Source organism: Shewanella sp. SG41-3 (assembly GCF_014164545.1).
Classification (GTDB): domain Bacteria; phylum Pseudomonadota; class Gammaproteobacteria; order Enterobacterales; family Shewanellaceae; genus Shewanella; species Shewanella vesiculosa.
In genome coordinates this window covers 64,918-88,843 of the sequence record NZ_JACJFJ010000007.1, presented here as the reverse complement: position 1 = coordinate 88,843, position 23,926 = coordinate 64,918, and the positions used below count along the sequence as shown (strand labels likewise).

The window sequence follows — 23,926 nt, the reverse complement described above, 5'->3', positions numbered from 1 at the left end:
CCTAATGTTGTTCGCTGTCGCTTTCAACACAGTTATCTGGCTGACAATGCTGATGTGCTAAGGTTATAAACGCCTTCGCCGCCGCGGTTTGGTAGGCTCCTTTTCGCTGGAGCAATACTGCTGTACGTTGCAGTAAAGAGGGGGTTAGGGTGATAGCGACGAGTTCATCTCGCTCGCCAGTAATGTTTGACGGCAGCAAAGTGGCAAGCTGAGTATTGCGCACAATCTCAATAACTGCACTGAGTGAGTTAGCCTCCATCAACACCTTTGGTTGTACTTGATGCTGACGGCAATAACGTTCAATTTGTTCACGGGTAGCAAATTCATTACTTAATAATACCATTGACTGCTGGTTTAATATTTGCAGATTAACGACTGACTCTTGCGCAAGAGGGTGATCTTTTCTCACGACTAATGCCAAGGTTTCTACCAGAAGAGTCTGCGATTCAATATCCGCAGAATGCACATTTTCAAATGCGATACCGACATCAAATTCGTCGTCCAGCAATCGCTGTTCCATTTGCTCCTGTGACATTTCCTTCACGCTCAGTGTCACCTTGGGGTAACGCTCATGAAATACTTTTATCAAAGGACCGATAAGGTAGGTCGTAAAAGTTGGTGTAATAGCAATACGCAGTTCTCCACTACTGAGGTTTTTCACATCATTAATCGCTCGCTTGCCTTCTTGTAGATCCTGGAGGGCGTTACGCGCATAGCGGGCATACATTTCTCCAGCATCTGTTAGACGTACGCTGCGTCCTGAACGATCAAATAGCTGGCAACCTAATTGTTCTTCTAATTGTTTGATCTGCTGAGATAACGCCGGTTGTGAAACATACAGTGAAGTTGCAGCCCGAGTGAAGCTGCGATATTCCGCCACCGCGAGAAAATAGTTGATGTGTCGTAATAGCATATGCGATCCGATGTATAAGTATTGCTTATCGATATCATAATAAACCAGTATTTTACCTTATTCTAGTGTGGGCGTAGCATTCACTGTATTGCAAGGCAGAGGTCACTATGATGAAAAATATTATTGAAGGTTTTTTAAAGTTTAAAACTGACGTATTCCCCGAACGTGCAGAGATGTTCAAGAGTTTGGCTACCAGCCAACATCCACGCACATTATTCATTTCTTGCTCGGACAGTCGCTTAGTGCCTGAGTTGGTGACCCAGCATGAACCGGGTGGCCTGTTTGTTATTCGTAACGCCGGTAATATTGTACCGTCTTATGGGCCTGAACCCGGCGGTGTTTCGGCATCGGTGGAGTACGCCGTAACCGCATTGCAAGTCACCGACGTTGTTATCTGTGGACATTCTGATTGTGGAGCGATGACCGCGATTGCCACCTGCAAGTGTATGGATCACATGCCTGCGGTGGGCAGTTGGCTGCGCTATGCCGACTCTGCTCGTATCGTCAATGAAGCCCGCCAGCACACAAGTGAACGCGCACGGATTGAAGCTATGGTGCGAGAAAATGTCATCGCTCAGCTTGATAATATTAGAACGCATCCCTCGGTGCGCCTCGCGTTAGGAGAAGGCCGTCTGGCTTTGCACGGCTGGGTCTACGATATCGAGTCAGGCAGTATTGATGCCTTGGACTACCACACCAATACTTTCGTTTCCCTTGCGGACTATCCTGATGTCCGCGCAACCCACACACAGCTAAAGGTTGCTGTGTAAATAACACACAATAGAGGTATTATTATGATCCAATCACAAATTAGCCATACTGCTCGCCAAGCATTAACCGATCTCATTATTGCAGCCAAAGCAGAGAAGAATCTTTCGTTTGAACAAATCGCCCAGGGTACAGGCTTAAGTGATGTATTCGTTACAGCGGCTTTGCTAGGTCAGCAGCCTTTACCCGCCGACGCCGCTAAGCAAGTTGGCGAAACGCTTGGTCTTGATGCTAGTGCGATTACGTTGCTGCAAGCTATCCCATTACGCGGCAGTGTTGAAAATAGTATCCCTACAGATCCGACGATTTATCGTTTCTACGAGATGATGCAAGTATACGGTACGACCTTAAAATCCTTAGTGCACGAACAGTTCGGTGATGGGATAATCAGCGCAATCAATTTTAAAATGGATATCAAGAAGGTTGAAGATCCTGAAGGTGGCTCGCGCGCAGTGATTACCCTTGATGGTAAATTCTTACCCTACAAGCCTTTTTAAAACCAAATCATTTCACCATAGTCGGCACTTAGTGCCGATTATTTTTTTCACCAATAGGATTATCCATTACTCATGAGTGAAGATCATACTACCGCAGCACGCCAGTCGGTATTATCCATGTTGTGGCCGATGCTCATTATTGCTGGGATGGCAATCAATTTACGGCCGACACTTACCGCCATAGGCCCTTTGCTGGACGACATTACTGCCACTACCGGTTTAGGCTTACAAGCCGCATCCTTACTTACAGTGTTACCTATGTTATGTATGGGGATATTTGCCTTATTGCTACCTTGGTTAGGCAGATTGTTTAGCGAGAGTGTTTGGATAACAGCAGGCCTTGTTGCAATTGCTTTGGCGAGTTTTTGGCGTTTATGGCTCAACGATAGTGGCGCGCTGATTGCCAGTGCATTGCTGGCGGGTACAGGCATCGCAATTGTGCAGGCGATACTCCCTGGTTTAGTTAAACGCTGGTATCCACAACGTGTGCCACTAGCAATGGGAGGATATTCTGCCTCACTTATGGCTGGTGGAGGTATAGCCGCAGTCATTAGCCCGCTAGTGGCGAACCATCAAGGTCATTGGCAATCTGGGCTTGGTATTTGGCTAATACCGGCCTTGATAGCACTGTTATTGTGGTGGACAAGGCCCAGAGAAAATCTACATATTAGCGACAATAGCGTTAAGATTAATTTTTTTACTAATCGCCGTGCATGGTTACTGGCTTGCTACTTTGGGCTGGCTAACGGCGGTTACGCCTGCATGATTGCATGGTTACCAAGTTATGCTCAGGAATTAGGTTGGAGCGCTCAAGATAGCGGTGAACTCATTGGGATTATGACGATATTTCAAGTAGTTGGTGCTCTGGCAGCTCCGGCATTATCTGCTGGTCGTCTTGATAGACGTCCTTGGTTATTTTTTGCGGTCGGTATTCAGCTAGTTGGATTTTGCGGATTAATGTTAGCGCCTGAGTTAATGTTAACCTCATGGGTTGCAATGATCGGCTACGGCCTTGGCGGCTGTTTTGCGCTGACTCTGACCGTAACGCTTGACCACTTATCTTCACCTAAACTGGCCGGAGCATTAACCGCTTTTGTCCAAGGTGTTGGTTTTATCGTGACAGCGGTTATCCCTTACATTGCAGGAGCTCTTCGCCAATGGAGCGGCAGTTTTCAAACTTCCTGGCTTATGGTGATAGTGACCCTTACATTTATGTTTTTGGTTACCATAACGTTTTCGCCTAGCAGATATGCTAAGGCAATGAATTTAACCGCCGCTTAAAGACTTATGGTTAGAGTTACATACTACAGGGAGGCTTTGAGCGCGACAATTAAAGCTACTGAGCTTGGGCTGAGCGATGCTCAATATGTTTTGGAAACACGATTTATTGCCAACCAAGATCAAGCTGAGGGTGATAAATGGATAAAACAAAGTGCTGAATTAGGCAATAAAAAAGCGCTTAAATATCTCAACCGCAGTCTGTAATATTTGCTAATAACATAACGGCTATAACGATGTTGTAATAGCCGCTTGGTGGTTTTTTATCCGCTAACTGACTTGCTTAAGGTGGTGTTTCTGCCACCACCTAAACCGCATAAAGCACACAATACGCCTGCAATCGCACATAACCATAATGGAACATCCCAACTGCCTGTTGCAGTGTGTAGCGCGCCTGCGACCATAGGTCCAACGGCTGCCAGTAAATAGCCGACACTTTGTGACATACCAGAAAGTGATGCGGCTTGGTGCGGGTTATCGGTGCGCAAACTAATAAACGATAAGCCTAAAATAAAACAAGCCCCAGAGCAAAAGCCCAGCATTAGTGTCCACACAAAAGCAAAGTGAGGCATATACAGCAGACCAAGGGCACTGAGCGCACTGAGTAGCGCCAGAATAAAGCTCAGCGCACTTTGATCTTTTAACTTAGCCAGTAACGGAATTAATACTAAGCCTGGCAGTGCTGTCGCAATTTGAAAAGCGCCATGATACGCCCCGGCTTCAACGGCTGAGTGGCCAGTATCAGTCAGTATGCTTGGCAACCAAGTAATAATGATGTAATTCAGAAATGAGTTTAGGCCTAATAACAAACTAATTTGCCAGGCTAAAAGATAACGCCAAACACTTTTTGAGGCAGCCGATTGATGTGCACAATAGCTTGGTTTAGTGTGTTTACCCAGCTGAGCTGTCCAGACGATTAAGCTGGCAATTGTGATGATGGCTGCCGAGCCCAGAGCAAATTGCCAGCCTAAACCATTGAGTTGGCTAAGGGGAAATACCAAGGTTGAAAACCCACCAGAGGTGACTCCCATAGTCAGCACGTAGGCTGAGGTCATCAGTGCTACTTTCGTGGCAAAATCACGTTTAATCAGACTGGGTAATAACACGTTGGCAATCGCGATTCCGACACCAATAATAGCGGTACCGATAAAGAGCATGGTTGAGGAGTCGATAAACCGAGCGGCAATACCTAAGAAGATCAAGATTAACGCGGTAAATAATGCGTGTTCTAAACCTTGTTTTCTAGCAAACACTGCCGCCATCGGTGAAATAACGGCAAAGGCAATTAACGGTAATGTCGTTAAAAAGCCTGCTTGCGATCCGGTCAGGCCAAAGTGACTAATAATTTGCTCCAGTACTGGGGCAATCCCAGTAAAAGGCGCGCGTAAATTTGCTGCAATAAGCAAAATGCCCAGCACCAGTAATATGCCTGAGAAGCGCGATTTCGGTTTGTTATGTAAGATAGCTGAAGTCATACCGTTTTTTTGTTTTTAACGTCAATAATGGTCGCTAGTATAAAGATTTGCCGGACGTTATAATTTAGAAATAGTGACATTTAATGATTGAAAACTGACAAAACGATGTTTGATGCAATTGGCTGGGATGAAATCAAGAATTTTGAAGATATGCCGCAAGCTATTATCGCCAAAATTGAGCATACCTGTGCCAGCCACGAAATTCCGTTACACACTCACCCTAAAGGGCAGTTGATTTTAGCTTTGCATGGTTATGTCACCTGTGAGGTGTCTGCAAAAATGTGGATGGTGCCAACCCATAGTGCCATTTGGATCCCGGCAAATAAAGTCCACAGTAACCGCGCATCAGACAATGCCCAGTTATGTCACTTATTTATTGACAATACGATGTTCAAAATGCCGCTCAATACTTGTACTTTGGCGATTACGCCCTTAGTAAAAGAGCTGATGTGTGAGCTTGCAGGGCGTGATCAGCATTATGATTTATCCAGTAACACGGCACGATTAGCGCAGGTTTTATTGGATCAACTGATTGAGATGCCTATTCAGCATTTAGATGTTGCCTTGTCTAAACATGTTGTTATTCAGGCGATGAGTCAACAATTGATAAGCCAACCTAGCGACAGAAAAACACTACCACAATGGGCCGAACAATTTGCATTAACCGAGCGCACATTAGCGCGGCTGATCAAAAAAGAAACCGGTATGACATTTGGAAAGTGGCGCACCCAAATTCATATTATTACCTCACTGCAAGCGCTGTCAGATAAGCACAGTGTGCAGCATGTTTCTGAGTTATTAGGCTATGAGTCGGTCAGTGCTTTTATTACCATGTTTAAAAAAGTCATGAAAAAATCGCCGATGAAATACATGAGCGAATTAAAGGCTTACTAGCCTCAATCTAGGCTTATCAAACAAGCAACGCGGCTGCAATTTATTGGTGATGTTTTAGCATAAAATGGTATTTGAATAACGGATAAAAAAGCCCCAACATTTGTGTTGAGGCTGTGTTTTATATAGCCGTTTGGTATGCGATGAATTTGCTCGTTGAGCTGACAATACTCATCTTAGCAACCTTGCTTGATTAGAAGGTATAACCAACATCTAAGCTAAGTGAGCGACCTGCCGCGGCAACTCGTCCAGCGGGAGAAACATCTAAGCCTCTAAAGTAATACTGGTTATCAAATAGATTGTTAACCGATAAACCGACTTTTAAGCCGTGATTATCTTGTTTGAAAAACTCAGTGCCAATATTAAAGTTAACCACGGTATAAGCAGGCACTTCGCCTGCTGTGCCTGAAACATTCTCTTCTACTGTGTTAGCCAGATCAGAAAATGACTTGCTGTAGTAGAACGCCATCAAGCCTAAATCTATCTCGTTGATGCTATACATGGCACTGGCAGACAGTTGATGTTTAGACACATATGCTAATTCGTTCCCCGCAAATTCGCCGTCAAGTTGTTCGGTATCTAAATAATTATAGCTGCCACTTAATATCAAATCTGGAAGAGCCATTGGTGAATATGTGCCTTCTAGTTCAATACCTTGGTTACGCGTTTGGCCAATATTAACAAACATTCTGATATCGTTGTCGTATTCAATTTTATTTTCAAAATCGATACGGTATGCCGCAATACTTAGGTTACTTCTTGGTGTGGGGGTAAAGCGCACACCGGCTTCATAGTTCCAAGATAGCTCTGACTCCAGAGTTTGATCTTTAGGCCATAACTGTGAAATTTGTGGTGTTCTAAGTGAACGTTGCGCATTGGTATAAGCAAACCAATTTGAACTGAATTCATAACCTAAGGTGATCCCAGGTAGCCATTCGGTAACATGGTTATCTTGGCTATAGTCTTGACCAAGATTGCTAAAGGTCATATGAACATCTTCATATCTCAGGCCAGGGGTAATCGATAATGTATCATCAAAAAAGCCCAGTTTGTTGCTGACATAGTAAGCCATGGCATTGGTATCCATCTGCCAGTCACGTGGTCGAGTTGCGACTTGTGACGATTTGTCTATGTGGTTAAGTTGATAACTAATGTCTTCATTAACGTAACGTACACCAGCAATAATATGCTGACTGATATCGCCATCAATAAGAAGACTTGTCGTGGGTTCGATACCAAACACGGTAAAGTCTCGTGGGGAGTTACGCAAATGAGTAGCTTCTTGTGTGGTATCACTCCAGCTTGTTCCTATATTGCCGTCTGTGTCTTGGCTGGCATCATAAAAGTCCCACTGGAAATTACGTGAGCTTTTATTACCAAATACGCTGAGATCAACTTCACCATAGTCGATGATGCTCGAATCATCGAGAACATGATTGTATTTTAATGCGACTCGTTTAGTGTCTGCGTTAAATTCATCATTAGGACGCAAAGATTGCTCTCGATCGGCTTCATAGGCTGGTGTGTTCAGTGCACCTGGTAGTTCAGAAAATGCATCGTAGTATTGTAATGTCGCATCTAAGCTATTTTGCTCATCGATATTCCATACGGTTTTTAACATCAGGTTTTTAATATCGGTTTCTGAGTGTTCACGAAACGATTCACCCTTGGTTATGTTGCCATCAAAACGCATCGAAAAGTCATCATTAACGGCGCCACCGGTACTAATGTTGGTATCAAATAGGTTACGGCTGTCACCAAAGAAGGTCATCCGTTCATTGACGCTGGTTTCCCAGTCAGTTGGGATCGACTTTGAAATAAGATTAATGACTCCACCGACGTTGTTCGGACCATATTGGATTGATGCGCCACCGCGAGCAACATCGATTCTATCGATCATAAATAAGGTTGCCGGGAATAATGACTGTCCAGTGTGGCCATATGGCGCCAGTGTCATTGGAATGCCATCCAGTAATACTTGAGCGTAGCCGCTGCGGCTGCTGTCTAAGCCACGTACAGAGATATTAGGCAGAATACCGGTTCCGGTTTCATCCTTAATTTTGATCCCCGGGACTTGTTGTAATGCGGTATCGATTGATCGTGCCGCCGTTCGTGATATTTGATCCGCTGTAATGATAGAGCGGTTACCGGTATAGGTTTTTAAATCTGCTACTTCAGAATTGCCTAGCAGGCTGCCTGTTACCACAATCACTTCAGGCTTGGTTTTAGGCTGACTTTTGTCAGCAAACGCTGAAGAACTGGCAAGACTGGCAGTGATTGCGACAGCAATGGTGGTCAAAGTAAATCTGGTTTTTTCAGTTAACATGCATATTCCCTATGTATCATTTAGTCTGTTTTAATGTGTCAAGTTGGTGCTTAAACGTTTTGAAAATCATGCCGCGGTCTTCACCGATTAAAAATGCTTTTGTGCCTTTTTCATGCCAGCTCGCTTGTTGTTCTGGAGTGCGAGGAATGGCGCAAAAGGTGGCATTTTGGGCTTGGCAAAGGTGGGCCATTTTATGGATTTGGGCTTGAACATCGGCGTGGGTAACTTGTGTGCCATAACCTAGAGATAAGCTGAGATCTAATGCGCCTTCGATAATCATATCGACTTGCGCTAGCTTGACGATGTCAGGTAATGCCGCCATGCCATTGATGCATTCAATCATCAGACACACCACCACTTCTCGATTCGCTAAATCGATATAGTCTTGGAGGGCAAGGGTGCCAAAACCGGTATTACGTCCTCCCGAAATACCTCGAGTACCCAAGGGGGGATATTTAGCGGCTGCAATCGCATTGTTTGCCATTGCCAGGCTAGATACTCTCGACACTACAATTCCAGCCGCTCCAGCATCTAAAACTCTACCTATGGTTGCGGCGTTGTCGTCTGGCACTCTGACTAGCAGTGGCAGCCCTGAGCAATTTGCTGCACGAATGCAGTGTGCCAAAGTGTCATCTGAGATAAGTACATGCTCAGTATCTAGAACGGCAAAATCAAATCCGGCATAAGCAAACATTTCACATATGACTGGAGAGGGAACTGAATTTAAGATCCCAAAAACCGTTTCTTGGTTGCTTAGTTTTGATTTGAGCGAGTGGAAGAACAGCATAATGGTCAAAATATTTTTTGTTAATGATTTCGATAATTATTCTCATTTGCGTTTGCCGGGTCAAGTAGTTTATGACGACTTGCTTACGATGCCGTTACAAAATTTTCTGCTTTAGTAATATTTTTCCTTATTTTCCAATTAGTTTAAGCCAAGTAGTCATTTTTTATTAATGTCATTTTCGAATGTAAATTTTATTTAAATAGTAATGATTATCATTTACATTGTTTCGGTGCAGCGAGAATCCTCATCCTAGTTACCGTGATTGAGGACCATATTGCCGTTAAATAGCGTTAGTATTTTTTGAGTATAGGAATGTAAGTTATGCAACCTAAATTAGTTTTGATTACACATGTGGAAAATCGAGCTGTGGTGGAAGGTTTTGTACCAGCAGCACTCAATTTAGGCTACGAAATATGGTTACTGACCGATCATGGTTTAGCACATAAACAATATTTTGTCGGCCAAATACAGTCTCCAGATCATATTATCGAATGTGATGTATTCAACCCTCTTGCCATTATCGATTGCTTACATACTTTAGGTGTTTCACCCGATATCGTTTTTTCTAATAGTGATCACTTGCAAACATCAACTGCGATGGTGGCTGATTATTTTGCTTGCGCAGCGAAAAATTGGCATGTGTGTTACCAAGCTAAAAATAAAGCGGCGATGCGCGCTAAGTTATTGGCGCTTGGTTTACCCAGTACATGGGCTTTTAGTTGGTCTGTAGGGCATGACTTACCTAGTAATATGCCATTTCCTTTAGTCGCGAAACCTCGTGAAGGTGTTGCGAGTATGGGAGTGGCTTTATGCCAAAATACTGAAGAATTAATGGCGTATGCGGCCAACATCGGTTGTTCAGAGAGTGTGATTTTGCTTGAGTCTTATTTGCAAGGGCCACTATTTACATTAGAAACCCTAGGCGATGGCCAGACCTTACATGCCATAGGTGGGTTTGATGTGTCTTTATCGCCCCCACCTTATTTTATTGAAACTCAAGCCTGTTGGAATGGGGCAATTTGCACGCAATATCGTCAACAAGCATTGGCTCAGATTAGCGCTTTTGGGATTAATTTTGGGGTGTGCCACAGTGAATTTATATTGACAGACAGCGGACCGGTTTTAGTTGAAATGAATTACCGTAGTATCGGCGATGGTCGCGAGTTTCTTCTTAATGATGTGCTTAATTTTAATTGGTTTGAAACGATTTTATTAGTCCACGCAGGTAAGGAGTTAGCTGAATTAGATACCGACACCAGTGATGCCTTAATCCGCTATTTCCCGGCTAACGAAGAGGGCAGTCTTAGTGCGTGTCCCTTGCCATTAGCGGTGGATCATTTAACCCATCATGCACACTATTTGCCTATTAAGTCGATAGGCGATGAAATTCGACTCAGTCATTCCAATAAAGATTACCTTGGCGTACTTACGGTTTGGGGGCGGGATTTTTTGAGTCTTCAGGCCACGGCTGATGTGTTATCGCAGGATTTAACCTGGGAGTTTAACTAATGACCACGGATAAACAGTATATCGGCCAACGTATTATCGATGCCTGCCTCAGAGAAAATGTCTGTGAACTGATGTCTAAAGGCGAGATTGTTGCGGCAATACCGCCAGCATTGAACCGACACTGGCCCGACGCTAAGCCTGCCGCTTGGCTTAAGATCAGTCATTTTTCGCAGCGAGTTATCTATGTGCCAGTGATTGCCAGTCAATATATGCAGACATGGCGAGCCGTCTCTGATACTTGGCTAAGCCACAAGCTGGCCAACAAAAATGATACACCATTGTACCAACAAGGTTATCGAGCTTGGCTTACGGAATTGGCCGCAGATTTACCGCCAGAATCTAACGCCCTGTTCCTCGACTATATTGCAGAAGCGGACTGTGCTGTATCCCATAGGGCGCTTTGTCGACAAGCATTTAACGCTCGGAAAGAGGCATTAAGTGTCCCATTGAGTACCATCAAAGATTGGCATAAAAGTATGCTGTTCAGCGATCAGGTCGCATCGTATTTAGACCATCCTTATTATCCAACCGCACGAGCCAAAGTCGGTTTTGACTCTCAAGCGATGACATTATTTGCACCAGAGTTTGCTGCCCAATTTGAGCTTTATTGGTTAGCGATTTCTAAAGAGTTAGTGACGTTAACCTCGTTAGTGCCAGAGTGTTGGCCAAGTATGACTGAGGTTGGACTCGATGAGTCGCTCACAGACACACATTGTTTATTTCCGTTACATCCGTTAACGGCTCTCAGTTTGAATGTCTTGCCAGAGGGAGTGCTTCTTGCTCCTCATTCGGCGCTTACGGTGCAGGCCAGTTTATCCGTCCGAACATTAGCTGTGGTCAATACTCCAGGCGTGCATATTAAGGTGCCATTATTGATGGCGACCTTAGGGGCTAAAAATATTCGCTCCATAAAACCGAGTACTTTATATGACGGACATTGGTTTGAACGCACGCTGACAGCATTGGCGCAACGCGATGATGTATTAGGTGAGAGCATTGAGCATGTGGATGAACAACATGGTGGTCACTTAGGCGACCATAAATTGTTTGCTTATATTGTGCGTCGTTATCCACCAACCATGCAAGATAAGCAGTTAGTTCCAGTTGCTGCACTTGCCAGTGTCATGCCTGACGGACGCCTATATTTAGCGCATTTAGCGGATCGATATTACCAAGGCCATTGGGATGTTTGGTTTAGCCAATATTTACAGCTTATGCTCAAGGTGCATTTACGTTTGTGGTTAAAGTATGGCATCGCATTAGAGTCAAACCAGCAAAATGCTATTTTGGCCTATCATCAAGATTCACGCTTATCCTTAGTGATGAAAGACAACGACTCAGCCAGATTGCTGCTGAGTCGTTATCAAGCGAGTTTGTCAAAAGCCGAAGCGCTTGAACATGGTGCAGCACAACTTATTGATCGCAGGATCATAGTCAATGATGATCAAGCCTTAGCACAAATGTTTACCACGATTACCTTGCAGCTTGATATCGCCGCCATTATTGAAGCGATTGCCGAAGCGGGAATGGCACCAGCATGGCAGCTTTATCGTCAATTGCGTGATTGCTTAATCGACCAATTAGCGTCGCTCCAGGCACAGGGAATAGAGACTGACTATGCTCGGAATTATTTGATAAATCAGCCCATGCTGCCAGTTAAATACCTGCTTTGCTCTGGCAGCTTGCTGAGTAAAGCGCAATCAGGCGCGACCGATGTCAATAAATTTTATGGCCAAAGTGCGCCAAACTTTTTACGTGCCTCGCGAGAACAATCTCAGCTTGAACAGCACGATGAAGACGTTTTTGTATTGGGTGAGGCCGTGGTATGAGAGTGATTTCAGTTGTACTGTTTTGTCACTTTCTCACGGCATTTACCGCTCTGGGCATGCCACTTTTTCTCCCTCGGATGCTTGCGAGTTTAGGGGGAGATGAATCCGGTTATCTGGTGGGGCTAATGTTTATTGTGCCGACGATCTGCACCGCATTATCGGCACCTTGGTGGGGCAAGTTTGCCGATAGGTATGGCAAGAAGACTTCATTGTTGCGGGCTCAAATCGGTTTAGTGTTGGGGTTCTTGTTATCCGGTTTTGCTGATTCCGTATCTATGTTTGCTATCGGCTTAGTTGTACAAGGGATCAGTGGCGGTACGCTTGCAGCATCGAATGCTTATTTGAGTCGCTTTTATCAAGGTAAGGCTTTAGCTAATAACCTTAATCTGACTCAAAGTTCTGCACGATTAGCTTTAGTGAGTGCACCAATAATCTTAGGTCTATTTACTCATATTGATGATCCATTAATGATTTATCGTGTGCTGGCATTACTGCCTTTGCTGGCATTGTTTATTTGCATCGGCTTACCAAAAGATGACGTGGCCGTCAGTCAGGCTGTTGCGGCTAGATCAATCATTGCCCCACCGACAAGCGCTCAGAGTCAGACCTTTTATAAGGTACTTTGGTTACAGTTTTTCTTCTGTTTTGCCATGGTTGTGACCTTCCCCTACTTTCTGCCCTACAGTGAACAGCTGGGCATTGAGGGGGATGCATTAAGTGGTTTTTACTATAGCCTGCCACACCTTATCTATTTGTTATTGGCCTTTAATATTAAATCCATAACCTTGTCTGCTAAGTCGCAAACTCAACTTGGACTCGTCTTGTTTGCGGGAGCGTGTTTAGGGCAATTTTTATTGCATAACAGCACTGGCTTATGGGCTCTGCGGGTTTTGTTTGGATTAGGTATGGTGCTTATTTTCAATGGTCTGCATCTCATTGTCAGCCGCAGTATTGAGCAAGGTAGCGCCGGACTTTCCTTTGGTCGTTTCGATGCTTGGGGCAAATGGGCCGGTGTGATTGCAGGAATTGGTGCGAGCAGCGTGACTCAAGTAGCCGGGTTGCAGTTTCCTTTTTTACTCGCAGCATTGAGCTGTGGTTGTGCACTAGTAGGGCTTAAGTTTTTTTACAAGGAGGTAGAGCAACATGTTTATGCAATCCAAGAGTGATATTAAGCCAGTGCCGGCTAAATATAGCCTGCAGATTTACCGCGAACAGGCCGAATTTAATGCAATAAGCTGTTTGCTTAATTGCTACTTACGCGAGTTTGCCATTGTACGTCAAGAGGTTGATTTTGATGATACTCATCCAAATTGCCCACTTTCCTTGTCGCAGTGTTTAACGCGCGACCAGCAAAAAGTTCGTCTCAAGCTTCCTGAGTCGAACGCCACATTGCTGTTCGTTGCCGACAGAGTGAGCTTGCTTGGTCGAATTCGTTTTACCCCTCAGCTCTATTTAAAAAAGTTAGGCTGTGTTTGGCAACTCAGTAGTGCTGAACAGATAACACAACTGCTGTTAGCGCACCTGGCCAAGATCACCAGTACTGAGTTTAATCATGAGTTATTAGCCCAAATAGGCAACAGTATTGCGGTAACCCAAGCATTTTTGCAGCGGTTATCGCAACAGGCTCCCACTGATAATCAGCTGTTAAGCTATGCTGGCGCGGGGCTTATTGCCTCTGAGCAAAGCTTGCTTTGGGGGCATGCTATGCATCCGACCCCAAAAAGTCGTCATGGTGTGGCGTTCGATGACATGTTGGCTTGTTCGCCAGAGATTAAGGCTAATTTTTGCTTATATTGGTTTAAAGTCGATCCCAGTTTGGTTAAGCAGTTGTGCTGCACCGAAGTAAAACCGATGGACTGGATTAACAAAATAAAGCCACAGAAAGCTTGCTTATACCCTTGTCACCCCTGGGAAGTTAACACCATCTTTGAGCAGCCGTTAGTGCGCAAAGCCATCGCCGCAGGCTTAATTGAACCCTTAGGACAAATCGGCACAGAGGTGTATCCAACCTCATCGGTAAGAACCACTTATTTACCCGACATCAATCAGTTTATGAAGTTTTCTATTCATGTCCGCTTAACCAATTGCGTGCGTAAAAATGCTTGGTATGAACTTGAAAGTGCAGTGATCTTAAGCAAAATCTTGATGACAGTGGCCGCAGAGGCCCGTATGCATTGCCCGCATTTTACTTTGATGGCAGAGCCGGGGGCCAGCACATTAGATTTAAGCGGATTGGCGGATGAAGACAAGGATATGCACAGCAATCGGGCCCAAAGTCTTATGGTGTCGGAGTGTTTCGGTATTCTCTACCGTGAGGGTATAGGAAATCACTTGCTTGAACGATATAAGCCATTGATGGCTGGTGCATTATTTGCTTGGGATCATCAAGGCAAGAGTGTGTGCGAAATGCGCCTTATGGCACTATCTAAGCACAGACATCAAACTTATCAGCAAACCGTTATTCAATGGTTTAGCGCCTATGTTGACGTGTTACTCCCCGGGATATTTTACTTTTTCTTTAAGCGAGGCGTGGCATTTGAACCTCATTTACAAAACACAGTCGTAGGGTTTGAAGAGGGAATACCAGCCTATATTTGGCTGCGAGATCTTGAAGGAACCAAACTCGTGCCTGAGTTTTGGCCGAGCGAGTCGCTTGAAGGATTATCACAAGAAGCCAAGGCTTCTGTTTACTACAGCCGAGACCAGGGCTGGAACCGAATAGCTTATTGCAGCTTGATTAATAATGTCAGCGAAGCAATATTTCATTTAGCTGCTGGCAGCCAGCAATTAGAAGCTAAATTGTGGCAGGTCGTCGCCAATGTGATACGTCAGTGGCAGCACATCGAAGGTGAGCAACCTGAGCTGGCAGGTTTATTACAAGGTGATCCGATTCCCTCAAAAAATAACTTGAGTACCCGTCTATTTATGCAGGCCGATCGGTTATCGGGTTATACCCGCTTGCCTAATCCAATGGCTCATCGTCGAGATGATAACGCAGAGGCAACGACATCCGAGCCAGTCGACATTGCAGCATCAGAGATAGCCACATCTCAACTACTGCCTGGAGTTTATTGTGGATAAAATCATTAATGCGATTTCGACTTTAACGTCACAACAAGATCCGCACGCTCCTTTGTGTGCTTATATTTACGATCTCGAACAACTTAAGTCCCATGCCAATGCGATGGTAAAAGCGTTACCGAGTAATTGTGAGCTTTACTATGCCGCTAAAGCTAACCCTGAAGCCGAAGTATTGGCTGCATTAGCACCGATAGTTCATGGTTTTGAAGCGGCTTCAGGTGGCGAGCTTAATTGGTTGCATCAATGTCAGCCACAGATGCCGTTGATTTTCGGTGGCCCGGGTAAATTAATATCAGAGCTCTCTCAGGCAATCGATCTAAAGGTTGATGCTATTCATGTTGAGAGTCTGACCGAGCTGCGACGTATCATTGCCCTTTGTCTGCAAAAACAATGTCACTGTCGCATCTTATTACGGATGAATATTGCATTAGAGGGCATTGCCGAAACTCGTCTAACTATGGGCGGTAAACCCACGCCATTTGGTATCGACGTGAGTGAACTCGATGCCGCCATGGATCTTTTACGTGACCAGCCCAAATTATCCGGCATACCTTTAGTCGAGCTGGTGGGCTTTCATTTTCATTTAATGTCACATCAGTTGGATGTTGAGCGCCATCTGGCTTTGATGGCATTGTATTTTTCAACCTTTAAAACATGGTGCCATCAATATGGTTTGCGTTTACCGTTACTGAATGTCGGTGGCGGTATAGGCATTAATTATGCCGATCCTCAGCAAGTATTCGACTGGTCGTCTTTTTGTGTTGGACTGGCTCATTTGATTGCCGAGTTGAACATGGAAGAGGTGAAGATTAGGTTTGAGTGTGGCCGATTTGTCAGCGCCGCAATGGGATACTATGTTATGCAAGTATTAGACATTAAACACAATCATGGTCAATGGTTTGCCATTGGTCATGGTGGTACTCATCACTTTAGAACTCCAGCAGCCCAAGATCATAACCATCCTTTTTTTGTACTTAACCAAGATGGATTGTCGGCGCATAAGAGACAGCGTGTTGACACTGAATTGGCTTTGGATGCATCGATAACGCCGGTGCTGAGCAATCAGCTGGTGACGCTTGTTGGGCAACTGTGTACTCCTAAAGATGTGCTGGCAAAACAGCAGTATGTTAAATCATTAGCCGTGGGTGATTACCTAGTATTTACTCATGCTGGTGCGTATGCATGGAATATCTCACATCAACACTTTTTGATGCATGCCGCACCTAGACGGTTATTTATGTAAACAAGATACCCGTTCAGGCTATGTTATTTTCGGTTACGGTAACTAGCTTAAACGGGTCAATGGCACATCGATGAGTTAATCGATTGGATAGTAGATTAAGGCTTGATTAACTCAGGATGATTAACAAACACGGTTAAGCGTTTTTGTTCATTCGGGGTAAATTGCTGTTGTTGATATTGTGCTAAAGCCTGTTGCTGTTCAGTGTCTGGCAAATGGGCTATTTGTTGTTGATAATTCTGATACAAGGTCACTTTATTTTGCCAATCTAGATTAGTTTTTTGAGTTGCTTGTACTCGTTCAAGCACTTCTTGGCTCATGTCTGCGTTTATCCCTGTAATTAGGTCGCTGTGTGGTGATGTGCCCTCTAAATAAGCGCTGATATCATTGGCCATCAGTGTTGGTGTAATGGCTCGGCGTTCTTCTTCATCCAGTTGGCTGATTTGATGCGCGAGTAACTCCGCTTTTTGTTCTCTGGTCAAACTGCTATCTTGTCGAATTTTCAGCCGCTCAAATGCTTGTTGATCATATTTGTTGTCCTTGGCAAAAAATGCATCTATTTCGAGTGCCGAAAAATAGCTTTGCTGCAATAGATGGGCCTGCTCGATAAAATCAAATGTCATGGTTAAATCAATATCGCCGTCTATTGCAGGACTGGCATCTTTTAAAGAAGCTATCGCGATTTTATAGTCACGGTAACGCTGAAACAATGCGGCAAGTTTAGCGTGCGCAGCGTCACTAAGGCCAAGTTTACTGGCTAATGTAGACAGTAGGTTTTCCAGTGTGGTTGCTTTATCTTGATGCTGCAAAATAATGTCGTCAAAATCCCAGCGTAGTGCTTGAGATAACCGCAGTGGCTGACCTAATGTGTCTTTGCCAATAGGCGCAGTTATCACTGTAGTCTCTGGTGTAAATAATGTTGAATTAGACTCAAAGGTAGGTAATTTATCAGAGGCCAATAGCTCTGCTTGGTGTTTATGCATCAATGATGCGGTCAATAGCACGATAAAAAGGGCGAGCAAAAGTATGCCCACCCATAATCGTGGATTTTGAGCGAGTGAAAATCCACTTTTCATCTTGTTTATAAACCTAATTGCTGTAAACGATTAAGATGTTGGCGATATAAGGTTTCTGGATTAGTTTCAAACCAACTAACTAGCCCCAAGGTTTGGTTTACTTCATCTAAGTGGTTCATTTTATAATTGTCTTTAATCACTTTACCTAGATGAGAACTACAGCCAGAGACAAGGCCGTCGTTAGGTTCACCAAAAACTAAGCTGGTTAAGCTCAGTGGGTAATCCGATGGATCAACAACATGCGTTAATGGGCTGGTACCTGACCAAGAAAAATAATATACACCATTGTTTGCTCGTTGTTGGCCCTGACCACAATATTGGCTCGGAATACCTTCAGGATAAGCTTGGTTAAATGCAATAGAGCCCCGGGTGGTGAGTGATGTCATCGCTGCGATGCTATCAGTCGGTAGGCCGTTATTGCCTGATATGCCAGAAATAATACCGGCTAACAAATTAATACCTTGTTGCGCCAGATATTCTGTATTGGAGTTTGCGGGAATGATCCCACGTGCTAAGTCGGCCACACGGCTACCCCAGTTAACACCCCCAATAGACGTTACCGAAGCCACCATTTCTGGACTGACACTGGCGACATAGCGAATTGTGGGACCGCCATGGCTATGGCCAATCAAGTTAACTTTTTTTGCCCCAGTTTGTGCTAGTACGGCTTGAACAAAAGTACGTAACTGCTCCCCTCTGACTTCGCTTGAGTTGGCAGGTGACACGCTAGCAACAAAAACTTGAGCGCCTTGCTGACGTAAGGTTTGCGGTATTCTGTAAAAATAATCTACCCCCCAAATATCATCAAAACCAAATAAACCGTGAACGAGCACCACAGGGTATTTTGTTCCTTGAGCATAGGCTTGCTGTGGTGCAAGTGACAATAGCGTAATACCGGCTAAAAATAATGCGCTAAGTGTTGCGGATTTAACCTGAGATACCTTTATTAATATTTTTAACACACTGGTTTTCATCATTTATCCTCCCCAAAGGTGCAATGATGTATTGCATAAAATGTTTAAGTCTTGTTGGATCCCGATTCTATGTAATGCTTGATCGAGTAAATTAGTATTAACGTATGTTTAACAACTAAACAAGGGTTAACATTTGTACAGCCTGGCAAGAGAGCCCAGGTTTTTTGCTGTTTAAAACAAGGCTATGGGTTGGTTCCTATGTGTCATCTTCATTATTGATGTTTTTAATACGACAGTATGCTGGGGTTACTTTTTTTGATAATTCGAAATAAAAATCTAATGAGTATGCAGGCATTTTTGAGGCGGCAATATTCGATGGGATTAACAAAACCCAGTCTTATGTTGTGAAGTAATAAGGGCTATTTTTGCGACACCTCGCACTTTATCGCTGATAAATGAATGAATTGGCTAAGCTATCGCTCTGCTGTATCGGGCCTCATAATAAAAACGCAGCCTATATGGCTGCGCTTAATCATTTACCTATAATGGCTAATACCTACTGGCACGATGCGCCATATAGCTCACTTGCCCAGCCGCTATTATCAATAAAAGGATTACGATTTTTCTGCCATTCAAAGATACGGTTATTTCGGCGGCGTTCCCAGTCACTGACGGGATCTTGCAGGTGCCAACTTAACAAGGTACACAGATCGCCCAATAACGCAGCGCCAGTATTGGTTGTGCCATTTGCGATGCTTAAATCAGGCGTGCCGCTGTTATCGTTGCCTTCATAACGCACATCCATATAAAAGATCATTCGCGCCACATCGCCTTTCACTTCATCCATTGGCTCGAAGCTATCAGCATCGGTATGGTTGCCTGGTGCTTCTGATATTTCGCTGCCACCCACATCAAAATCTTTGTTACCACGGCTGCTGTTAACAGAGACATCGGCTGGTCGAAGATGATGTAAATCTGTATAGGCATACTGACTGCTGTCAGGAAATCCATGACTTTTAGCCCAAACATGTTCACGATTCCATGCATCTTGTGAGTTACTCATACCCGCACGATTGGTTTTGGGTTCTGAACGGCCGGTATACAATAAAATGACATTGTTACTATTGGCTGGGTCTTCGTCGGCATAACCCAATCCATCCCATACTTGACTATAACTAAAGCGCGTATGGCCTTTAATTATCTGATTCAGACTCGCTTTAAGTGCTGCACCAGATTGGCCAATGGCAGCAGCATAGTAGGTGTTGAACGCATAACTGCCGTTATCTCCAGCGGATCCGTCTCCCTCACCAGTGCCTGTGCCACCACCCGTATCCGTGTTAACGGTATAATTAAGTACAAGGCTGACACCACTGAAGGCAGCATAAGATTGAAGGTTAATGTAGTAACGTCCTGCAACAGGGTTACTAATAGGGCACTGCTCATTATTACCTGACATATAAGGCGCGCAATCATATTCACTTGATGTCGGTTCACTACCTTGGCGCACATAAAGATCGGCATCTCCACTGCCGCCGCTCATGGTCACCGTCACTTGAGTGGCATTAGCAGGAAGGTCGGCAAGGTATTTTAGTGTTTGGCCTGTACTGGCAGTTAAATTAGTTTTAGCTTGACCATTACCGAGTTGATTATCGCTAACGCCGCCAGTACCACCACAATTAGTAGTCAGTGAACCTGTGCTTGGTGTCCCTGGGGTATTACTTGCGTTCCAATCGGCTGCTGATTTAGTGTTGAGTACCGTGGTGCGATATAAGGATACATCTTGAACATTTAAAGACCAGCCAGAAATGCCGCCTTCCCAAGCCACGACATCTATTTCTTGGGCACCTTTATTTAAGCGCACAAAATCGCCAGAGTTACCTAATGCTAAGGGCATCCCAGACAAATCGGGTAATAGATTAAATAAGTTATTAAAACCGGCAGAGTTTGCTGCTACGGTGAAGTACTCTCCAGAGGCTAAACTGCCTTGCAAGTTATAGCTGCTGCCGTTATCGCTAATTTGATATTGGCTCAGGTCGATAACATCACATCCAGCATTAAACAGCTCAACATACTCTTCAGTGCTGTCATTATTCGGTGTGTCATACAGAACTTCACTAATGAGCAAGTTAGCATTTACATTGAATGCTAATCCCGTCAAAAGTGCAGCGATAGATAGTTTTGATATTGTCATTACTCATGTGCTCTTATGTTTATAGTTTTATTCAGCGCTTAAATGAACTGACCCCCAAAGACTTAATTCACCTTGATGAATTAAATCACACTTATAAAGTATGATAATAAACGGTTGTTACAGTTTAAATTCTTTTAAATACAATATTGTAACAATTGGGGTGGGTCAATGAACGGATCCCATTGTATGGAAAACAGTCTTACTTAAGCCTAATGGCTGCAATGTGAAATTGTGGATTACACGGGCGCTGTACTTGATAACGATGGGGAGATGCATGCGTATTCGGATGGATCATTGAGTGCAGGTTTACAGTTATCTATTACAGTAATATCACTTGTTTTGTCGCATTTCTTGTAGCGAAGCGTCCAAAACAGCTTGAGGATTAAACTTAGATAGACCGTTATTAAGAATCTCTAACCACTTTTTTCCTTGCTGATTATTCTCGAATGCAACATGCAAGCTCTTAGATTCTAATATTTTTTCATTAATTTGCAGCAGATCCGCAATTTCTGCAATTTGAGGGTCTGACTTTAGAAAATCGTACACATTAACGTCAATTATAATCGCGTTAATACGACCCGCCGCGAGTTTCAAGATGTTTTGTTTATCATTTCTTGCGGTTTCAATTTTTTGACTGCCATCTAATATCATCGCATCAATTTCAACCGTATTGAGATAGCCAGTGATGACACCTAAGGTGTAATTATTTAAGTCACTCACATTATGCCAAGCTATGGGATCTGTTTTTCGTTCAAGTAATCCTAACGAACTATGTCCTAAAGAGTCAGACAGCAAAAATTCATCTGTGGCCGTATCATATTCAGGAAAGTATCCCGCGGCATAGCCCATCTTCACCATTCTTATAGCCCGATTCCAAGGTAAAACCGTGATCCTAAGTTTATGACCTTCATTGTTTAATGCATGTTCTACTATCTGGCTCGTAATGCCTTTATTGATTAAACGAGATCCCGTGAATGGCGGCCATTCAAGAGTTGAGAGTTCAAGGGTATCTGATATAGCGTTATACGACATGACTAACGTGAGTAATGTACTTAAGCATAATATGTTTCGCCTAGCTTTTAACACAGAGATCATGTTTTCCCTTTTATTTCTTATTTTTATTAATCAATACTTTAGAGTATTTTTTTTGGAGTATGCAACACAGTTAACACAAGCATTAGAGTAAAGTATAGACGTGGATGTTGACTGGAGTATGAAATATGGCGCAATTAACTATCACAATAATGCATATTTACATTTTATTGGCTAGCCTATATTTTTTTTTGGTATATCGTTAGATTTAAATGTTATTGACTTGGTGTAACTTTTTATACTAAAGCAAGTGCAAAATTAAGCCGTTCTGATATCTTTCGCGCCACAGAAGTAGGTGATTGTATGGCAGATATTTTGCTGCAATTACCGCTTTGCAAAATGCACTTTAACGCTTTTTATTTTGGGTTGCCTATCTATGGTTAGCTTATTGAGTTGTCGCACTTCGGTCTCTTCTCACACTGTAATAAAAGGGCTGACGCGTTTGTCGTTAGCCATTGCCGCAGGGCTTTGTTTTACCCTTGCTGCACAAGAATCAAACTCGTCTACTACTGTCCCTTTATCGCCTAGAGTGACCATACCGCTTCAAACTTACACAGATGAAACGGTGACCGTTAAACCACAAAATACCTTAGATACACAAACTAAAGTGCGTTTTGCGAAAACGGCTAATTTTGATGCCGATTCTGTGGTTAAAATCGCGCGCCGATTATCCCAAACTGCCTATGTGGATCTTAACGATCCACTGCCAGCTGGTTTAGCTAAAATTTCTTACGATGAATATCGAGATATTCGTTTTAAGCCAGAAGCGTCTATTTGGAAAGCCGAAGGCTTACCCTATCAAATGCAATTATTTCATCGGGGCTTTTATTTCCAAGATTTGATTGAAATTGCCTTAGTTGAAGGCAATCAAGCCACTCATTTAGCCTATAACTCAGAATTTTTTAGTGCAGGCGACGTGCTTAGCCAAAAATTACCCACCCAAGATATTGGCTATTCAGGTTTACGTATCCATTATCCGTTGAATAACCCGGCATATTTTGACGAGCTTATGGTATTTCAAGGCGCGAGTTATTTCCGTGCATTGGGTAAAGGTAGCGATTACGGCTTGTCTTCAAGAGGCTTAGCGTTAAATACAGCCGAGCCAGAAGGTGAAGAGTTTCCGATATTTCGCGCTTTTTGGGTTGAACGCCCAAACACCGACAGTAACTTAATCGTGGTACATGCCTTGCTGGACAGTCCTAGCGTGGCAGGGGCATATCGCTTTTCAGTTAGACCGGGCGATAACACCCATATCGATGTGGAAGCGACTTTATTTCCACGAGTGGATTTAGTTAAAGTCGGCTTAGCGCCTAGTACCAGTATGTTTTTACATTCTATGAATGGTCGTCAAAACACCGATGATTTCAGACCTGAAGTGCATGATTCTGATGCGCTATTAATCTTAAATGGTCGCGGTGAGCGTTTATGGCGTCCGCTAGCCAATCCAAAGCAATTGCAGGTGAGTGCTTTTATGGACAACTCGCCGCAAGGGTTTGGTTTAATTCAGCGAGAACGTAGTTTTGATGCCTATCAAGATCTCGAAGCCCATTATGAGCGTCGCCCAAGTTTATGGGTTGAGCCGGTCGGTAATTGGGGCGCGGGTGAGGTGGTGTTAACCGAAATTCCAACCGACTCTGAAATTCATGACAACATCGTCAGCTACTGGAAGCCTAAACAACCTATCGCAGCCGGTAGTGAGTTTCATTTTACCTATCGGTTAATTTGGGGTAACGAGCCTGAAGTTGACGACGGCACTGTAATTGTGGCGCGTACCGCCAGTGGCCGCGCTGAAATTGCGAAAGCCACACCGAGACGTTTGTTTGTTATCGACTATCAAGTAAAAGAAGGTAATAACGATGAAATCCCAGTGGCACAAGTGCAGAGTTCTGCAGGCGTAGTCACCAATGTGGTGGTGTCTCGTCAGCCTAAAACCAACGGCTACCGTTTAGCCTTTGAAATGGACCCACAAGATGCTGAATTGATTGAGCTTCGTGCTGAGCTGAAGTTTACTGGCCCACGAGATGTCGAAACCTGGCTTTATCGTTGGACTCTTTAAACA

The 23,926-nt window shown here is 43.9% G+C and carries 19 protein-coding genes; 11 read left to right on the top strand and 8 right to left on the bottom strand.

What is annotated here, in order from left to right; translation table 11 throughout:
- Position 1 precedes the first annotated feature (1 nt).
- On the bottom strand, positions 2-913 hold the full coding sequence (cynR, locus tag H5164_RS14495) for a transcriptional regulator CynR (protein WP_182756811.1): 912 nt from the start codon (positions 911-913) through the stop codon (positions 2-4).
- A 107-nt stretch (positions 914-1,020) separates the two neighbouring features.
- Here cynR and H5164_RS14490 point away from each other — a divergent pair, with 107 nt between their 5' ends.
- From H5164_RS14490 to H5164_RS14475, 4 genes are all read left to right on the top strand, one after another.
- Complete coding sequence (locus H5164_RS14490) at positions 1,021-1,683, top strand: carbonic anhydrase (protein ID WP_273698276.1); 663 nt, start codon at positions 1,021-1,023, stop codon at positions 1,681-1,683.
- Positions 1,684-1,707: 24 nt separating this feature from the next.
- The gene (gene cynS / locus H5164_RS14485) at positions 1,708-2,178 is read left to right on the top strand and encodes a cyanase (protein ID WP_182698273.1); all 471 of its coding nucleotides are present in this window, start codon (positions 1,708-1,710) and stop codon (positions 2,176-2,178) included.
- Between the two features lie 72 nt (positions 2,179-2,250).
- Positions 2,251-3,459: a CynX/NimT family MFS transporter gene (locus H5164_RS14480; RefSeq protein ID WP_182698274.1), complete on the top strand. Its 1,209-nt coding sequence runs from the start codon at positions 2,251-2,253 to the stop codon at positions 3,457-3,459.
- Positions 3,460-3,495: 36 nt separating this feature from the next.
- A complete protein-coding gene (locus H5164_RS14475) occupies positions 3,496-3,663 on the top strand; it encodes a hypothetical protein (protein ID WP_182756809.1) in 168 nt (55 codons plus the stop codon).
- A 56-nt stretch (positions 3,664-3,719) separates the two neighbouring features.
- Here H5164_RS14475 and H5164_RS14470 read toward each other — a convergent pair whose 3' ends face one another.
- Positions 3,720-4,919, bottom strand: a complete 1,200-nt coding sequence (locus H5164_RS14470; RefSeq protein ID WP_273058066.1) for an MFS transporter — start codon at positions 4,917-4,919, stop codon at positions 3,720-3,722.
- A 117-nt stretch (positions 4,920-5,036) separates the two neighbouring features.
- Here H5164_RS14470 and H5164_RS14465 point away from each other — a divergent pair, with 117 nt between their 5' ends.
- On the top strand, positions 5,037-5,825 hold the full coding sequence (locus H5164_RS14465; RefSeq protein WP_182698277.1) for a helix-turn-helix domain-containing protein: 789 nt from the start codon (positions 5,037-5,039) through the stop codon (positions 5,823-5,825).
- A 190-nt stretch (positions 5,826-6,015) separates the two neighbouring features.
- On the opposite strand, the gene H5164_RS14460 is transcribed toward H5164_RS14465, so the two are convergent.
- Both H5164_RS14460 and H5164_RS14455 read right to left on the bottom strand, forming a co-directional pair.
- Positions 6,016-8,148 carry a TonB-dependent siderophore receptor gene (locus H5164_RS14460; protein WP_182756805.1) on the bottom strand — a complete coding sequence of 711 codons (2,133 nt, stop codon included), beginning with the start codon at positions 8,146-8,148 and terminating at the stop codon, positions 6,016-6,018.
- A 16-nt stretch (positions 8,149-8,164) separates the two neighbouring features.
- On the bottom strand, positions 8,165-8,935 hold the full coding sequence (locus tag H5164_RS14455) for an HpcH/HpaI aldolase/citrate lyase family protein (protein WP_182756995.1): 771 nt from the start codon (positions 8,933-8,935) through the stop codon (positions 8,165-8,167).
- Positions 8,936-9,256: 321 nt separating this feature from the next.
- Between H5164_RS14455 and H5164_RS14450 the strand changes: the two genes are divergently transcribed.
- The 5 genes from H5164_RS14450 to H5164_RS14430 are packed head-to-tail and all read left to right on the top strand — an operon-like array spanning position 9,257 to position 16,597.
- On the top strand, positions 9,257-10,444 hold the full coding sequence (locus tag H5164_RS14450) for an acetyl-CoA carboxylase biotin carboxylase subunit family protein (protein WP_182756803.1): 1,188 nt from the start codon (positions 9,257-9,259) through the stop codon (positions 10,442-10,444).
- Positions 10,444-12,273 (top strand): IucA/IucC family protein, encoded by a 1,830-nt coding sequence (locus tag H5164_RS14445; protein WP_182756801.1) that lies wholly within the window; start codon positions 10,444-10,446, stop codon positions 12,271-12,273. Before H5164_RS14450 ends, H5164_RS14445 begins: the two co-directional genes overlap by 1 nt.
- Positions 12,270-13,439 carry an MFS transporter gene (locus H5164_RS14440; RefSeq protein WP_182756799.1) on the top strand — a complete coding sequence of 390 codons (1,170 nt, stop codon included), beginning with the start codon at positions 12,270-12,272 and terminating at the stop codon, positions 13,437-13,439. The genes H5164_RS14445 and H5164_RS14440 overlap by 4 nt, the downstream gene beginning before the upstream one ends.
- Entirely contained in the window at positions 13,417-15,354 is a 1,938-nt protein-coding gene (locus tag H5164_RS14435) for an IucA/IucC family siderophore biosynthesis protein (protein WP_182756797.1), read from the top strand. Before H5164_RS14440 ends, H5164_RS14435 begins: the two co-directional genes overlap by 23 nt.
- Positions 15,347-16,597: a type III PLP-dependent enzyme gene (locus H5164_RS14430; protein WP_207891321.1), complete on the top strand. Its 1,251-nt coding sequence runs from the start codon at positions 15,347-15,349 to the stop codon at positions 16,595-16,597. Before H5164_RS14435 ends, H5164_RS14430 begins: the two co-directional genes overlap by 8 nt.
- 95 nt (positions 16,598-16,692) lie before the next feature.
- Here the strand turns inward: H5164_RS14430 and H5164_RS14425 are convergent, their stop codons facing one another.
- The 4 genes from H5164_RS14425 to H5164_RS14410 all read right to left on the bottom strand — a co-directional run bounded on the left by H5164_RS14425 (position 16,693) and on the right by H5164_RS14410 (position 21,870).
- Positions 16,693-17,670, bottom strand: coding sequence for a lipase chaperone family protein (locus H5164_RS14425; protein WP_182756795.1), 978 nt, complete (start codon positions 17,668-17,670; stop codon positions 16,693-16,695).
- A gap of 5 nt (positions 17,671-17,675) precedes the next feature.
- A complete protein-coding gene (locus H5164_RS14420; RefSeq protein ID WP_182698284.1) occupies positions 17,676-18,647 on the bottom strand; it encodes a triacylglycerol lipase in 972 nt (323 codons plus the stop codon).
- Positions 18,648-19,140: 493 nt separating this feature from the next.
- Entirely contained in the window at positions 19,141-20,775 is a 1,635-nt protein-coding gene (locus tag H5164_RS14415) for an endonuclease (protein ID WP_124016763.1), read from the bottom strand.
- 330 nt (positions 20,776-21,105) lie between these two features.
- Positions 21,106-21,870 carry an ABC transporter substrate-binding protein gene (locus H5164_RS14410; protein ID WP_182723205.1) on the bottom strand — a complete coding sequence of 255 codons (765 nt, stop codon included), beginning with the start codon at positions 21,868-21,870 and terminating at the stop codon, positions 21,106-21,108.
- Between the two features lie 373 nt (positions 21,871-22,243).
- Between H5164_RS14410 and H5164_RS14405 the strand changes: the two genes are divergently transcribed.
- Positions 22,244-23,923, top strand: a complete 1,680-nt coding sequence (locus H5164_RS14405) for a glucan biosynthesis protein G (protein ID WP_182756793.1) — start codon at positions 22,244-22,246, stop codon at positions 23,921-23,923.
- The last annotated feature ends 3 nt before the right edge of the window (positions 23,924-23,926 follow it).

Excerpts from the sequence above, each read along its gene's own strand:
- H5164_RS14405 (WP_182756793.1), top strand. The coding sequence starts at position 22,244 with ATGGTTAGCTTATTGAGTTGTCGCACTTCGGTCTCTTCTCACACTGTA.
- H5164_RS14415 (WP_124016763.1), bottom strand. The coding sequence starts at position 20,775 with ATGACAATATCAAAACTATCTATCGCTGCACTTTTGACGGGATTAGCA.
- cynR (WP_182756811.1), bottom strand. The coding sequence starts at position 913 with ATGCTATTACGACACATCAACTATTTTCTCGCGGTGGCGGAATATCGC.
- H5164_RS14435 (WP_182756797.1), top strand. The coding sequence starts at position 13,417 with ATGTTTATGCAATCCAAGAGTGATATTAAGCCAGTGCCGGCTAAATAT.
- H5164_RS14450 (WP_182756803.1), top strand. The coding sequence starts at position 9,257 with ATGCAACCTAAATTAGTTTTGATTACACATGTGGAAAATCGAGCTGTG.
- H5164_RS14445 (WP_182756801.1), top strand. The coding sequence starts at position 10,444 with ATGACCACGGATAAACAGTATATCGGCCAACGTATTATCGATGCCTGC.
- H5164_RS14410 (WP_182723205.1), bottom strand. The coding sequence starts at position 21,870 with ATGATCTCTGTGTTAAAAGCTAGGCGAAACATATTATGCTTAAGTACA.
- H5164_RS14490 (WP_273698276.1), top strand. The coding sequence starts at position 1,021 with ATGATGAAAAATATTATTGAAGGTTTTTTAAAGTTTAAAACTGACGTA.
- H5164_RS14455 (WP_182756995.1), bottom strand. The coding sequence starts at position 8,935 with ATGCTGTTCTTCCACTCGCTCAAATCAAAACTAAGCAACCAAGAAACG.
- H5164_RS14440 (WP_182756799.1), top strand. The coding sequence starts at position 12,270 with ATGAGAGTGATTTCAGTTGTACTGTTTTGTCACTTTCTCACGGCATTT.
- H5164_RS14460 (WP_182756805.1), bottom strand. The coding sequence starts at position 8,148 with ATGTTAACTGAAAAAACCAGATTTACTTTGACCACCATTGCTGTCGCA.
- H5164_RS14425 (WP_182756795.1), bottom strand. The coding sequence starts at position 17,670 with ATGAAAAGTGGATTTTCACTCGCTCAAAATCCACGATTATGGGTGGGC.
- cynS (WP_182698273.1), top strand. The coding sequence starts at position 1,708 with ATGATCCAATCACAAATTAGCCATACTGCTCGCCAAGCATTAACCGAT.
- H5164_RS14480 (WP_182698274.1), top strand. The coding sequence starts at position 2,251 with ATGAGTGAAGATCATACTACCGCAGCACGCCAGTCGGTATTATCCATG.
- H5164_RS14465 (WP_182698277.1), top strand. The coding sequence starts at position 5,037 with ATGTTTGATGCAATTGGCTGGGATGAAATCAAGAATTTTGAAGATATG.
- H5164_RS14420 (WP_182698284.1), bottom strand. The coding sequence starts at position 18,647 with ATGATGAAAACCAGTGTGTTAAAAATATTAATAAAGGTATCTCAGGTT.